We start from the raw sequence: 15,766 nt of genomic DNA on the forward strand, positions 1-15,766 counted from the left end.
GTCACCGGAGCAGCACCATCTTCTTCGTGCTGCTGAACTCTTCCGCGTCGATCCGGTAGAAATATATCCCGCTCGCCGCTTTCGCCCCGGCGTTGTTCGTTCCCTTCCAGTCTACCGAATGCGATCCCGCCACCCATTCCCTGTCGGTGAGGGTCTTCACAAGCTGCCCCGAGGCGTTGTAGACTGACAGATTCACATGCCCCGGCGCCGGCAGGTCGAACCTGATCCGGGTCGAAGGGTTGAACGGGTTGGGGTAGTTCTGGGCGAGGGCGTAGACCACAGGCACCGGGTCGGTACCGGTGTTCCAGTCTCCGTTCTCGAAAAAATCCTGCGTCAGTTTAAAAAGCTCCTGTCTCGCAATAGGCCCGGGCGACCCTTCGTCCCTCACATACATCAGACTGTGCCCTATCCACGAAGTGCGGGCGGTACCGCCGAAAGAGTTTATATACTGATTCCTTACACCGATATAATAATCGGTCGACTCGTACGAAGGAAGCTGCAGCGTCTTTACTCCCGTCCCTGTCGTGGTGAGCACGTCGAAATTGTTGATCACCGGACATCCGCCAAGGGCGTGGTAGGAGAGCCCCGCGTATATATCAAGTCCCGTGACAAGGGGGGCGAAAATCCCTCCGCCCGCGTTACCCCCTGTCATCTGATAGTAACTGTAATTGACATGCGTGACACCGCAGGCCGTCGCCATTAAATCGATGGCGATCTGAGCCCCTGAATTATCGAGATCGGAGGCTACGCCATCTCCCAGGATAAAGAGGTTCGCCTTCTCTCCCTCAGGTTTGAAGTCCAGCCAGTCGTAGAGAAGCTGCGCGTCGTTACTCTTGTCACTGTGGTCCGTCCCCTCGGTTATCGTCCCAGTGCTGAGATTGCCTGAATCCCAGATTATCTCTTCGTACGCCTGCAAGAGGTGATCCAGCGTGGCGCGGCTTCCCGGTCCGTTACCGACGAGCGACGAGGGACTGTTGACGTCGTAGCGGTCGGGAGTGTCATTGATAAAACTGAAGGTGTTGTCCCAGTAGACCTGGGCTGTGCCCTCGAACGTCCCTCTTCCGTCGTAATCGTCCACATAGAGGATCTCACTGCCGAGGGTCGGCAGGCACGTGAACTCGAAATGATAGCTGCCTCCCGGGTGGGGATATTCTCCAGCCGTTTCCGCCTCCGCGGGAAGGGTCGAACTCTTACCGGCGTTATCGAACGCCTTGAAGTAATACTCGATCATATACCCGCGGGTAAAAAGGGAATCGTTAAGATCAAACATATACTTATCAGGAATCAGGTGTCCGCTCCGGGTCCGGGCCGTATCGCCCTGTATCACCGTCCATGTCCCGTCATCGCTTATATATGTCCCGTATGTCCCCTCGAGGGATGGACCGGAAAGAGCCGGCTTCGGCGCTCCCGGATCCCCTATGTAAGAGCACTTAACGTGCATGAAGACCCTTGCTCCATTTCCGTCTTCCTCGATGCCGCCTCCCATCGGGGAAGTGCAATCGACGACGATCGAATCCCCCGGATCTACGACGGGATCGTCGTTTGACCTGAGATCGTTCGCAGCGTCAGCCCTGACCCAGTTCTCTATATCGCCCCCATCCGACGGAAAATTATCCTGGAAGAGATCGAGGGCGCGGTAATACCACTGCGGGCCGCTCGAATCGTAGCGCAGAATGGCTATATTGTTGAAATAGGGGGATGTCGTATGCTCCGCGCAGTTTCCGTAAAGGCCGAACCAGATGTCGCACATATCGACGACCTTCAATCTAACCTGTATCGAATCAGTCGAGACAAGATCGGAGATATCGTTGACGCTGAAGTAATAATCGTCCGACAATCCTCCGTACCCGAATCCCCGGTCGCGCCAATCCTGCGGACAGCCGCCCGAGATTCCCCGTACTGACCAGTCATAAAAGACAAGGTTGGAATATGGGAGATCGCGGTATACTGTAAATTTAAGCTTCACCCCTCCCAGGTCGGGAAGGACTGACGGCGCGATCGCCGCATCCTGCTCGCTGTCGCCACCTGTCGAATACCTTGTCATATCGATAACGGGGGATATGGCAGATTCGTCCTGGCAGACTTCAATTCCATCCGTTGTCTCGGTGCAGAAAGGGGTGACATAGAGCCCGGGGCATTCGACGCTCGGCATGCAGGTCTGGTTAAAAAAGACCATCTGATAGCCGATCTTCTCATTGCAGGGATCCTTGTCGCAGAGACCGGCGATAAGGCTTGAATAGCAACCGAAAGGTTCCCTGACATCGGCTTGCCAGAAACCGGTCGCCCTGTCCCCGACCTCCGCCGATTCGAAATCCTCGTAGTCGATTATCCCGAACCCGTCACTGATCGTGATGCTGTCGATGATCGCGGCGCCATCGGTATTGAAGAGGCCATCCTCGTCGCTCCACGCTCCGTCAGAGAGGAACCGGAACCTTATCTTCGTGCGGGAACCGGCGAATATGAAGCTCTCTGTTGCGACGGTATCGATCTCACCGGCGAAAGATGCTAATTCCGTCCAGGGATTTAGAGAATGCCCGTTGTATTCGACCACAGTCGAGTCGAATCCCGCCTCCGAGTCGAACCTTCCGTGAAACGATATTGTGACAGTTCCATGAAACTCGAAAGGTTCGGAGACAAGCCTCTGGTCCCAGCCGTTTCCATATCCCGGCGCGGAATTCCAAGAACAGAGATACTGATCGCTACCCGGCCTCGCACCGCACCATATCGACTTTGAACCTTCTATAGGCGAAAGCATTCCGTTCACTCCCGGACCGATTCCGGCAAAATCATCGACATGGAAAAAAGTGTCGACCTGCGCCGTATGGTCGAACCGGGAAAACCCGAGCCAGTCGCCATCGGAAAAATCATACTTGACTATCAGATATGTATCTACCGATGCTGGCGCCATCAGGATCCTGTCGGCTCCTGAGATCCCGGCGCTTACCTTCTCAGGCGCCCACTCCTGCATGAATTCAGGTTGTTTTTTATCTGTATCCCTGGCGAGAACGATTCCGTTTACGGTGAGAAGGATCAGGACAGTCGACAAAAACAAGACTGGTGATTTCATTTTATTCCCCCCGGTCAAATGAAAACAGATGTCGCCGGAAAACTCCGGAAACAGGTCCGTACCGCCATCCCATGATGCGGGCAGAAGCGATATTTTTTTATTGTCCGTTTTTTCCGCATCCGCCGCGCGGCCTGCCCCTGGTGGCGGCGTGAGGATCTTAACCTGCCACTTAAGGTCAATCTATCACATATTTCGGGTTTTTTCAATAATTTCCTGCCCTGAAACCACTTCTCGCGTGATGAGTCGCCGTTTAGGCTTGACATTGAAGCAAATCAGGAGTCTTATAGTAGTTACGTAGCATTTGACATGATTATATCCGGAATATATATTACGCGCCAAATGAAAGGCCGCGGCCGCCCCGAGCGGCCCCGAGGCCGGAAGTCTGTAACATGCCGGATCAGCGGCATAAAGGGGTGTGGTCAAAATGACACCTGACGAACTTAAAAACCTGCCCAAGGCCGGTCTTCTTGAACTGGCAAGGCAGAAGAAGATACCAGTCAAGACAAGGATGCTGAAAGTTGAGCTTATCGAGATAATCGGCGCTCACCTGTCTTCAGGTAAAAAACCGGCACTGAAAGCCAAAGCGAAAACAAAAACAGCAGCGAAAAAAGCGGTGAAAAAGAAACCGGCAGGAAAAAAACCTGCCGCTGGCAAGACCGCACCGGCCGCGACAGGAAGGGCGGCTTCGAAAAAACCTGCCACGAAGGCCAGGCCGCGGAAGAGACCTTCCCCGCAGAGCCCTGTCGTGAACGATGAACGGACCATCAGGCAGAAGGCGGTCGAGGAGAAATATCATCTGACCACGTCGCCGGTCTCTCTGCCCCCGGTCGATTCGATGGATATCCCTTACAGCTATAATATAACGAGGATCGTAGTGATGGTCCGCGACCCGAACTGGCTCTTCGCCTACTGGGAAGTGACCGGCGAGCGTTACCGCGAGCTGGAAAAGGAGTTCGGCGACAGGTGGTCCGACTGCAGGATCATTCTGAGGGTCTATGACCGGTCGAAGGGCCGCGAGGATTCCTTTGATATAGATCCCGGCCATGACGCTTCTAACTGGTATATAAAGGTCTCGGCCAGCGGGATCTACCAGGTGGCGATTGGCCTTCTCGACCCCGATGGAAGATTCATCGAGATAGCGATCTCGAATATCGCCGAGACCCCGAGCGACTCGATCAGCGACATCGTCGATGATAAATGGCTTGTCCCCGATGATATATACGACAGGATATTCTCCGCCTCGGGAGGGTACGAAAGACAGGATGGCTCGGCAGAGCTGCGGGCCCTTTTCGAGCAGAAGATGATAGAGGAGATGGGGTCGGAAGCGGTCTCGAGTTTCAGCAGCGGCGAACTTCAGAAATTCAAGAAGCTGAGAGGCTTCAGGCTCTGGGTCGCTACCGAGCTGATACTTTATGGAGCTACTGAACCTGACGCGCGCGTGACGATACAGGGAAAAGAGATCAAGACCCGCCCGGACGGGACTTTTTCGGCCCGTTTCGCGCTGCCTGACGGAGCGATCGACATCCCTGTCACCGCCGAATCATCTGACCGGATCGAGGAACGGACGATCGAGACAGCGGTCAGGAAAAAATCAAAGCAGAGAGATCCGGTGATAAGATGACAGACCCCGGAAAAGGTTATCTCGCGCTTGTCCTTCACGCCCATCTTCCATTCGTGAGGCATCCCGAACATGACGATTTCCTCGAGGAAGACTGGTTCTTCGAGGCATTGACGGAGACATATATCCCCCTGATAGAGATCTTCGACAGGCTCGTCGACGAGGGGATCCCGTTCAGGATAACGATGTCGCTTACTCCACCGCTACTGTCGATGATGTCCGATCCGCTCCTGCAGCTGAGATATATCAGGCACCTGAACAAACTGATCGATCTTGCCGGCAAGGAGATCGCCAGGACGAGGTGGACGCCCGACTATCACGAACTGGCGCTGATGTACCACTGGAAATTCTCCCGGGCCCGCCAGATATTCCTCGAGCAGTACGACAGCAGGCTGATAGAGGCTTTCAAAAAGCACCAGGACCTTGGCAACCTCGAGATAATCACCTGTGGCGCGACGCACGGATTCATGCCACTGATCCACAACCGCAAGGCGGCCAGGGCCCAGATACAGATCGCCGCCAACCACTACGAAAAACATTTCGGACGAAGGCCGAGAGGGATCTGGCTGGCCGAGTGCGGTTACACCCCAGGCGTCGACGAGCTGTTGAAAGAAGCGGGGATAAAATATTTCTTTACCGATACACACGGGATACTTTTCGGGGCTCCACGGCCGCGATACGGAGTCTTCGCTCCGGTATACTGCCCTTCGACCGCCGTTGCCGCCTTCGGCCGCGACAAGGAATCATCGAAACAGGTCTGGAGCGCGAAAGAAGGATACCCGGGCGATTTTGAGTACAGGGATTTCTATAGGGATATAGGGTTCGATCTCGATTATGACTATATCAGGCCATACCTCCACCCCGACGGAAACAGGATACACCTGGGGATCAAATATCACAGGATCACCGGCGCGACAGACCAGAAGGAACCTTACCGCCCGACCGCTGCCAGAGAGAAAGCGGCCGTACACGCCGGCAATTTCATGTTCAACCGTGAAAAACAGATCGAACACCTCAACGCCCTGCTCGGAATGAAGCCGCTCATAGTGTCCCCTTATGACGCGGAACTTTTCGGGCACTGGTGGTATGAAGGTCCCGAATGGATCGATTTCCTTCTGCGCAAGCTCCACTTCGACCAGGATACGATAATCCCGATCACTCCATCGGAGTATCTGGAAAGGCACCCGAAGCTGCAGGCCGTCCAACCGACGATGTCCTCGTGGGGACACAAAGGATATAACGAGGTGTGGCTTGAAGGCAGCAACGACTGGATCTATCCACATCTGCATATGATGTCGGACCGGATGGTCGAACTGACCGCGCGCTTTCCCGAATCGGACGGCGTTCTGAGACGGGCCCTGAACCAGGCCGCTCGCGAACTTCTGCTGGCCCAGAGCAGCGACTGGGCTTTCATCATGAAGACCGGAACGATGGTCGAATACGCGCACAAAAGGACCAAAGACGCGATCGGACGTTTCGACAAGCTGTATAATGATATTCTCTCGTCGAAAATAAACGACCAGTGGCTCAAGGAAGTGGAAAGCAGGGACAACCTCTTTCCTGATCTCGATTATCGCGTATACTCCTGACATCCGGTGGGATCATGGACGAGACCGGGAAAAAAAGACACCTTATAATACACGGGCATTTTTACCAGCCTCCGCGTGAGAATCCGTGGACCCAGCGAATCGACCGCCAGGAATCTGCCTCTCCCTATCACGACTGGAACGAACGGATCAGCCGCGAATGCTATCGTCCTAACGCCAGATCAAGACGCCTTGACGGTTACGGAAGGGTCACCCGCCTGGTAAATAATTATGAGGCGATCAGTTTCAATTTCGGCCCCACTCTTCTGTCATGGATCGAGGATAAAGACCCGGCCCTGATCGATCAGCTGGCCGAAGCGGACAGGGCGAGCGCCCGGCGGCTCGGGGGAAAAGGGAACGCCGTCGCGCAGGTGTACAACCATATTATCATGCCTCTGGCGAACATCCAGGATCAGAAGACCCAGATCAGGTGGGGCGTGTCAGACTTCGAAAAGCGTTTCGAACGAAGCCCCGAGGGGATCTGGCTTGCCGAAACGGCGATCAATGACCTTTCTCTTGGACTTCTTATCGATTTCGGGTTCCGGTTCGCCATCCTCTCTCCATTCCAGGCGGAGAAATTCCGTCCCCTCGGAAAAAGCGGAGGTTGGAAAACCGTTGATGACGGATCTATTCCGACAGGCCGGGCGTACAGATCATACACCAGGACAGGGAAAGGAAAACGCAGGACGGACCGGTTCATCGACATCTTCTTTTACGACGCAAGACTTTCGACCGATATAAGTTTCAATCACCTTCTTTCCAACGGAGACCGGCTTGCCGAAGCGATATCCGATTCATTCGAAAGGTGCGGCGGCGACCTTGTCACGATCGCCACAGACGGCGAGATATACGGCCACCACGAACCGTTCGGCGATATGGCCCTCGCCTATCTGATAGACGAGGGAGCCCGCAGGTATGATATCTCTTTAACCAACTTCAGCGCCTACCTCGACTCTCACGAGACGCAGTTCGAGGTCGTTTTAAAGGCAGGGAAAAACGGCGAGGGGACCGCATGGTCCTGTTCTCACGGAGTAGGAAGGTGGAAGGAAGATTGCGGTTGCAGCACCGGCGGATTGCCGGGCTGGAATCAGAAATGGAGAACCCCGCTCAGGGAAGGCCTCGACACTCTTCGAGACCGGCTCTCGGCTATCTTTGAGAAGAAAGGCGCCCTGCTTCTGACTGATCCGTGGCAGGCGCGCGACGATTACATCTCTGTCATGACCCCTCGAAGTGTCGAGAAGGTCAGCTCTTTTATCAGGGAAAAGTCACGTGTCGATCTTTCCGATGAGGACCTCTCCCTCGCCTGCAGGCTTCTCGAGGCGCAGAGAAACGCTCTTCTGATGTTTACCTCATGCGGATGGTTCTTCAACGACATTTCCGGCATCGAGACGGTCCAGCTTCTCAAATATGCCGCGCGGGCTATCGAGCTCGGCGGATGCGAGGATGCCGCAGATATAGAGAATGAGTTTCTACTCGCTCTCGAGAAGGCCAGGAGCAATACGGCCCCGGCGGGGACCGGCAGGGATCTTTACCTTGAGGCCAAAAGTTCATCATCGGTCAGACCCTCGTTTCTTGCCGGCCAGTATGTACTTGCTTCCTCTCTTTCTTCGACGGAGGCATCTCCGGAGATCTTCGGTTATAACTTTAATATCTCCGATGATACCGTGATGGAGGTTTCAGGGATCACGCTGAACATCGGCAGGGTTTCGATGACGTCACCGTATACTCTCGAAAAAAACGATTTCAAATATATACTTGTCGTTGGCACTCCGGCCCGCGTGGCCTGCATGCTTAACGAATGCGCCGGCAGTGAGGAATTCGAATCGATGAAGTCCCATTTTTCAGCCCTCCCTGCCGACACTGATTATTTCGATATAGTCGCCGATATGGCCGATTACTTCGAAGGGAATATCTTCGTTATGCGCGACCTTTTCAGCGAAGACAGGGAAAAGATCCTGGGGCTTCTGGCAAAAAAACAGATATTGGAAGTAAAAAGCATATTCGAGAAACTCTATTTCGAGAACCGCGAGATCCTCAGGCTCTTCAAGGAGACTTCCCTCACCCCGCCGGAAAGCCTCCTTGCTCCGGCGAGGGCAGTACTTGCCGAACGTCTTTCCGGCGAGATCGACAGGTGGACCGAGAGTTTCGACACGGCCGGACTCGATGGGATAAAAAAGGTGATCTCCGAATCGAACTACTACGGCATAGAACTAGACAAGAGCAGGACGCTGAAGATCTTTACCGGATTTTTCCTCGGCATGCTTTCCCCGATGCGCGAATCTCTCTCAAATAAGATCTCCGATCAACTCTTCACTTTCGCCGAATACTGCCGCGAGATCGATCTCGAACTGCCCCATCACGATATCCAGAACGAGATCTTCACTATCCTCGAGACCCGGGTCGGAGACGCCGCTGACAGGATCGCCACTGGCGCGGCCGGCTCGGGCGCCGATCTTTCAGACGTGGTGAGTTTTCTCAGGCTCGCCGAAAGATTCAATTTCAATATCGATTCGTGGCAGGAACGTCTTCCGAAATAACCATCTCCGTAGTATACTCTCTTCGTATATAAACGGGGCTCTCCGCTGAAAGGCCGGTCGATGAAACGCGCCGAAGCGAAAAACCGACTGCTCGAACTTTACGAACTTATCGACAGGTACGACCGCCTCTACTATGTCGAGGACGCACCGGTGATCTCCGACTCCGATTACGACCTTTTGCGTCGGGAGCTCGAAGATATCGAAGCAGCTTTTCCCGATCTTGCCAGTGCCGATTCACCGACGAGGAGAGTGGGAGCCGAGCCAAGAAGCGAGCTCTCGAAGGTCGATCACCTCGCCCCGATGCTCAGCCTCGATTCCACGACAGAGGCGGATGAAGCGAGAGATTTCGATTCAAGACTTAAAAAACTGATAGAGAAGGAAGAACTCCGGTATACCGCCGAACCGAAATTCGACGGTCTCTCGGTCGAACTTGTATATGAGGATGGCCGTCTTGTCAGAGGTTCCACCAGAGGGAATGGAAGTACGGGGGAGGATGTGACCTCAAATATCAGGACGATAGAAGCGATCCCGCCCGGACTTTACGGAGAAGCCATCCCTTCCCTCGTGTCGATACGCGGTGAGGTGCTTATGCCGCTCGATGGATTCCGGGATCTCAACGGCAAGATGACCGAGCGGGGAGAAGGCATTTTCGCCAATCCGAGAAACGCCGCTGCCGGATCTTTAAGACAGCTCGACCCGAAGATAACCGCTTCGAGGCCCCTGACGTTTTACGCTTACGAGATAATGCTGGCGGAAGGGTTCGAAGAGATAGCTTCGCACGGCGAAGAACTCGCTCTTCTTTCCAGCTGGGGATTTAAAATTGATGATCACTGGAAGATCTGCGACGGGATCGGTGAGGCTATCGGTTATCATGAGGAGCTTTCCCGCCTGCGTGAAGATCTGCCTTTCGAGATCGATGGAGTCGTGATCCAGCTCGATTCCAAAAAAGACCGGCGCGCCGCCGGGACGAGGACTCGATCGCCAAGGTGGGCGCTGGCGATGAAATTCGAGCCCAGAAGAGAGATCACATCGGTGGAGGATATAGTGATCCAGGTAGGCAGGACGGGAAAACTCACCCCTGTCGCCCTTTTAAAGCCTGTAGATGTCGGAGGTGTGACGGTAAGCCGCGCCACCCTGCATAACGCCGGCGAGGTGGCTCGAAAGGATATCCGCACCGGGGACAGGGTCCGGATCGAAAGGGCCGGCGATGTGATCCCCGCCGTCGTCGAAAGGATAGAAATCGCCGGCCAGAAAAGGAAAGAACCATTTGCCATGCCTTCGTCCTGCCCGGTCTGTTCCTCCGCCGTCGAAGAGGATGGCGCGTATCATTTCTGCACCGGCGGCGTTTCCTGCCCCGCGCAGCTTAAAAGAGGAATAGAGCATTTCGTCTCCCGCCAGGCACTCGATATCGACGGGATCGGCAAGAAGAAGGTCGAAGCTATGGTCGATCTTGGCATCGTCACGAGATTTTCCGATATTTTCAGGCTCGACAGGGAAGCTCTCCTGCGGCTTGAAGGGTTCGCCGAAAAATCTGCCGATAACCTCCTGTCGGCTATCGAGGCGGCGAAAAATGTAGAGCTGAGCAGGTTTATCTTCGCCCTTGGCATAAGGAACGTCGGCGAGCGCGCCGCCGTTCTCCTCGCGGAATATTTCGGATCGATTGAAAATATAAAGTCCGCCGACATCGACTCGCTGACGGCGGTCCACGAGATCGGCCCCGAAGCGGCAAGATCTGTACACAACTTTTTCCACGAAGAAAGAAATCTCGAAATCATCGAAGAGATCCTCGCTCTCGGCGTCGAGCCCAAGGCGCCGGAGACATCGGCAACTGACAGGCCGTTCGCCGGAAAAATATTCGTTCTGACCGGAAGCCTCGAGCGCCTGACAAGAGCGGAGGCAAAAAGGATCATTCAGGAGCGTGGAGGGAGAACGAGTTCGAGCGTCAGCAGGAAGACAGACTACGTGGTGACCGGATCGGAGCCTGGATCGAAATACGAAAAGGCGGTAAAACTCGATTTGATCATCCTTTCGGAGAAGGAATTTCTCGATCTGGCAGGATTACATCCATGACAGGACGATTTGGAAGAATCGATTATTTTCTTCTCGTGGCGGGAATTCTCGCGGGGCTCTTTGCCACATCGCCCCAGCTGACCGGCCAGGGAATAAGCGCCGCTTCGATCATCCTCGCCTCGCTCTTCATCATCCTCGCCGCCCGGCCGATCTATCTGCTTCTTATCAAAATGAATGAGGGCCGACGGAAGGAAAGGGCCGTTATCACGGTGGTCTTCGCTTTTCACCTGATCGCCACTCTCTTCTTCTTCCCTCCCGAAGAGATCGTAAACGCCGATCCAGTCATTACTCTCGATCATTCGATACATTATTACCAGATCGCGCGATCGAGAGATATCTTCTGGCGCGACTACCGCCTGTACACCTATGACCCGTATTTCATGGCAGGATATCCGGGAGGCGTCTTATTCGATATAGATTCGAAAGGGGTCGAGCTGTGGAGTTCACTCCTCGCCTTCTTTGATCCTGCGAGAACGTACAAGCTGTTCATCCTCATCTCGCACCTTCTGCTCGTCTTCACTATCTACGCGGGATGCCGCAACCTGCTTTACAGTTTCGAGGAATCGCTCTACGCCCTGCTGCTCTTTCTTGTTTTCTGGCACTGGGGAAGGCCATACGCCGGAGATTTCCGTTTTGTCGGGATGTTCGCCTTCCTCCTCGTCTCTCATCTTTCTCTTTATATATGCGGGCTTTTCAGAAAGTTCCTCAACGAGGAAAGGGTGATAAAGTTCTACTTCACCGGCCCTCTTGCCTTTTTCCTGCACCCTACCGCCGCGGTGATCCTTCCCGCCCCGTTCATCGCTCTCTTTTTTTCCGAACGGCGCCTCGTCATCCCTGGCATTGAACATCGCCAGTGGGAAAAGCGGATACTCCTGCGAATGCTCCTCTGGTGCCTGCTTGTAATTGTTATAAATCTCGCGTGGCTGATACCGCTCTTCAGGTATATCGATCTGAAGACACCATCAGAGACCTTCTTCCAGATACACGGCGTTGCGGGCCTCGGCAGGCTCCTTTTCAAACCGGGCAATATCCCGGCGCTTTTTCTTCTTGCCATGGCGGTCGCGGGAACTGTCCGTCTTATATCGAAAAAGCAGTATACGAAAGCTGCCGCTCCCCTGGCGGGAAGCGTATTCCTTATCCTTCTCGCCGGCTTCGGCATATATATCCCGATCTACAACCAGATGGAACCGGGGCGTTTCCTCTTTTCCGCCTTCGTCTTCCTTGCCCCGCTGGCGGGGACGGGGTTGTCGATGACATCTCGATTTTTCTTCAGAGATCTCCCCGGTGGAAAGACCGCCCCGCGACTTCGCGCCGCGATGATATTTTTTCTTCTGGCACTCATTCCTTTCTTTTCGATGATCGAATCACGCGAATATTACAGGCACACCCTGACGACCCGGCTTCCTTCGGAGATCGGGGCGATGATAGAAGCGTTGAAAAGATATACCGATCCCTCCGGCAGGTTGATGATCGAGGCTGGAGTCTCCGCTTCCTACCGCTATAGTTATCTCCCATCGATCATTCCTCTTTATACCGGCGTCGAACAGATCGGCGGCCCCCATCCCCACTTCTTTATAAAGCACAACTTTGCTTCTTTCAGGGCGGAGGACCTCTTCGGAAGCTCCCTCGAGAAGATCGACCGGGAGAGGCTGGGCGATTATATAAGGCTCTACAACGTACGCTGGTTGCTTACGGTTTCTACCGGCAGCACGGGATATTTCAGGAACTATCCACAAGTCTCCCCGCTCTGGTCATACCGCGACATCGTTCTCTGGAACGTCTCGAGCTCCCTTTATCCTGAATACCCTTCCGGGATGACTGTCAGGGCCGATTATGGTAAAATCATTGTCCGCTTCGAAACCGGCCGGTCCATCCCTGAGAAAGTGCTTCTTCCATATCATTACGACAGGGGACTGATCGTCGATCGGCCGGCAGAGATATCAGGAAAACTTCAACTCGACGACCCCGTGCCGTTCATCCTGCTGGAGCCAGGGGGCGAAAGGGAGATCGAGATCAGATACAGGTAAACGATAATTGTATCTTTATCGGTGCCGGCGAAGTGGGCGATCCACCAGATCTATACCTTGCCTCCCTTATGATCCAACGGTGGCAGTCTCAAATGAGGGCGGCGGGCCGATCAGAGACCGCCCGGAAATACAGATCCCTGTGACGGAATAAACCCTTACCGCACCTGCCCTTGAAATCTCTCCCGATTTATGATAGAATAGGCGCCTGAGGCGGCATTTTAACCTCGTTACAAATTTTCGCCTGCCATCTCCGGCAATCGGTACGGCAGGAATCCTGATTCAGAGCGTTTACCCTGGCGGGGCGCCCTTTATCGTGGAATTGTTTTTTCCCCGACCCTTGGAAGGGGGTTCGAAATGAATCACAGGGGCATCGCGTTCCTTACAATCCTGCTTGTTCTTTCCTTTTCTTCCACACCTGCCGGCGCCTTATGGCATCAGGGGGGGAATCTGATCTGCGACGAAGTCTCTACCCAACGCTATATTCAGTCGGCTCCCGACGGAGCGGGAAATATCTATCTCGTTTGGGAAGATTACCGCTCGGGGAGCGGGCCCGACATCTACGCGCAGATGATCGACAATCGCGGCAACGAACTGTGGACTTCAGGGGGGATCGCCATCGCCACAGGGACGCCGAACCAGTGGGAACCGCTCATAACAGGTGACGGGGCTGGCGGAGCGATCATCGTATGGGAAGATTTCGAGACAGGTCCCGTTTATGGCATCAAAGCCCAGAAAATCGATGCCGATGGAACTCCGCAGTGGACTGCCGGCGGGGTGACTCTCCTTAGCGGTTCATCGGGCTATACCGACCTTAAGCTCATCTCAGACCTGACAGGCGGTGTCATCGTCGCGTGGTACAGCTCCGTATCGGGAAATTACGATATCTACGCGCAGAGGGCCGACTCGGACGGCACGGTGATGTGGGGAGCGAGCGGCACTTCTCCATGCACCGAGACATCTATACAGCAACAGCCAGAACTCTGCCCCGACGGAACAGGCGGAGCGATCATCGCCTGGATGGACAGCCGCAACGGCAATCTCGACGTATACGCGAGAAGGATCGGGCCTTCAGGTTCAATCTACTGGACATCGAACGGCGTGCCGATATGCACGCAGACCGCTTCACAGTCCGTCAATTCCGTGGTCGGGGATGGAGGCGGCGGGGCGATAATCATCTGGCAGGACTTAAGAAACGGAACGAGTGATATCTTCGCCCAGCGCGTCTCAAGTGGCGGAGTGGCGCAGTGGTCGTCTAACGGACTCCCTGTCTGCCTCGCCTCCGGGAATCAGAATAACCCTGGCGGAGTGTCTGACGGAAGCGGCGGCGCCGTAATCGCCTGGTCGGACGACCGGACGACCAATACAGATATCTACGCGCAGAGGATCGACCCTGACGGTACGGGGCTATGGACTTCGGACGGAGTAGCCGTATGCACTGAAAGGCACATGCAAACCGGCCCGAAGCTCATCATTTCCGAGAACGGGAATATAATCATAGGATGGACAGATTGCAGGCTTATCGAATATACACATTACGCACAGATGCTCGACCTTTCCGGCTCGGCGCATTGGGCGACGAACGGAGTCCACGCCGGGCACACCACATACAGGACATCGGCCTTCGACATGTCCCCAGACGGCGAAGGGGGAGTTATCTTTTCGTGGGATTCCTATTATTCAAGCACTTACGACTTAATGGCCCAGAGGGTCGAGCGCAATGGATACTGGGGATACCCCTCCCCCGTGATCGCCGACATCCGCGACATACCGGGAGATCAGGGGGGCTCGGTCGATCTCGCCTGGTACGCCAGCAGGCTCGATCCCTGGCCGGCAATGGCGATATCGCATTATACCGTCTGGAGGGCGATAAGCCACCCCGACGCGATCCTTCTTGCGAGCCGCGGAGCAACGATCATCGAATCGATATCGGAGATAGCCCCGCAGAAGGATCGGGACTTTTCCGCGGAAGAGTTGAGCAGATCAACATCTCTCCCCTCCCCGCCGGATATCATAAGAAGCGAAATGGCCGGCAGTACGACGATTTTCTGGAAGATGATCTCGATGATTGACGCGTACTACCTCGATTCCTATTCGGAGGTCGCAGCCACCCTCTTCGACTCTACCTCGGCGTCGGATGAGAACCATTACTTCCAGGTGATCGCGCATTCCGGCGTCCCGTCGGAATTCTGGATCTCCGAAACAGACAGCGGGTACTCTGTCGATAACCTCGCGCCGGTAGTCCCCCTCGGCCTGGCCGGAGAACAGTCGTATTCTCCCGAAGGGATCGTACTCACCTGGGACCCCAATACCGAAACGGATCTCTCAGGATACAGGATATATAGAGGACTCACCGATGATTTCGAGCCGGGACCGGGAAACCTGGTGGCAAGCATCCCCGATACTGTATATATGGATGATGGCTGGTCATGGGAAGATGAATGGTTCTACAAGCTTGCCGCCGTCGATATACACGGGAACGAAAGCGGCTATGCCCTGCTCGCTCCTTCGGGGATAACCGGAGAAGATATCCCCGACGCCCCGCTGGCGACATTCCTCGCTCAGAACTACCCCAACCCCTTCAATCCGACGACGACCATCAGGTTCGGGTTGAAAAAAGCGGGGCATGTCTCGCTGAGGGTCTACGACGCGGCAGGAAGGCTCGTCCGGGAGATGATAGACAGGGAGATGCCGGCAGGAGACCACGCTGAACCATGGGATGGCCTGGCTGATGACGGCAGTGTCGCCGCGAGCGGGATGTATTTCTACCGCCTTGTGACATCGTCATTTGCGGAAACAAGAAAAATGGTGATGCTGAGATGATCGAAGAGCGGATGAGATAGACCGGCCAAAGCCAGGCATGA

General features: G+C 54.8%; 7 protein-coding genes. 6 read left to right on the forward strand and 1 reads right to left on the reverse strand.

All coding sequences use genetic code 11. The features are described from left to right. Position 1: 1 nt before the first annotated feature. A complete protein-coding gene (locus JW814_04760) occupies positions 2–3,067 on the reverse strand; it encodes a T9SS type A sorting domain-containing protein (protein MBN2070749.1) in 3,066 nt (1,021 codons plus the stop codon). Positions 3,068–3,491: 424 nt separating this feature from the next. Between JW814_04760 and JW814_04765 the strand changes: the two genes are divergently transcribed. From JW814_04765 to JW814_04790, 6 genes are all read left to right on the forward strand, one after another. After that, positions 3,492–4,688, forward strand: a complete 1,197-nt coding sequence (locus tag JW814_04765) for a DUF4912 domain-containing protein (GenBank protein MBN2070750.1) — start codon at positions 3,492–3,494, stop codon at positions 4,686–4,688. Further along, positions 4,685–6,274, forward strand: coding sequence for a DUF1957 domain-containing protein (locus tag JW814_04770; protein ID MBN2070751.1), 1,590 nt, complete (start codon positions 4,685–4,687; stop codon positions 6,272–6,274). The genes JW814_04765 and JW814_04770 overlap by 4 nt, the downstream gene beginning before the upstream one ends. A gap of 14 nt (positions 6,275–6,288) precedes the next feature. Continuing rightward, positions 6,289–8,808: a DUF3536 domain-containing protein gene (locus tag JW814_04775; protein ID MBN2070752.1), complete on the forward strand. Its 2,520-nt coding sequence runs from the start codon at positions 6,289–6,291 to the stop codon at positions 8,806–8,808. A gap of 60 nt (positions 8,809–8,868) precedes the next feature. After that, the gene (gene ligA, locus JW814_04780) at positions 8,869–10,878 is read left to right on the forward strand and encodes an NAD-dependent DNA ligase LigA (GenBank protein MBN2070753.1); all 2,010 of its coding nucleotides are present in this window, start codon (positions 8,869–8,871) and stop codon (positions 10,876–10,878) included. After that, positions 10,875–12,905, forward strand: coding sequence for a hypothetical protein (locus JW814_04785; protein MBN2070754.1), 2,031 nt, complete (start codon positions 10,875–10,877; stop codon positions 12,903–12,905). Before ligA ends, JW814_04785 begins: the two co-directional genes overlap by 4 nt. Before the next feature lie 354 nt (positions 12,906–13,259). After that, positions 13,260–15,725: a T9SS type A sorting domain-containing protein gene (locus tag JW814_04790; protein ID MBN2070755.1), complete on the forward strand. Its 2,466-nt coding sequence runs from the start codon at positions 13,260–13,262 to the stop codon at positions 15,723–15,725. Positions 15,726–15,766 lie beyond the last annotated feature (41 nt).

This window comes from Candidatus Krumholzibacteriota bacterium (assembly GCA_016932415.1).
Taxonomy (GTDB): Bacteria; Krumholzibacteriota; Krumholzibacteriia; order Krumholzibacteriales; family Krumholzibacteriaceae; genus Krumholzibacterium.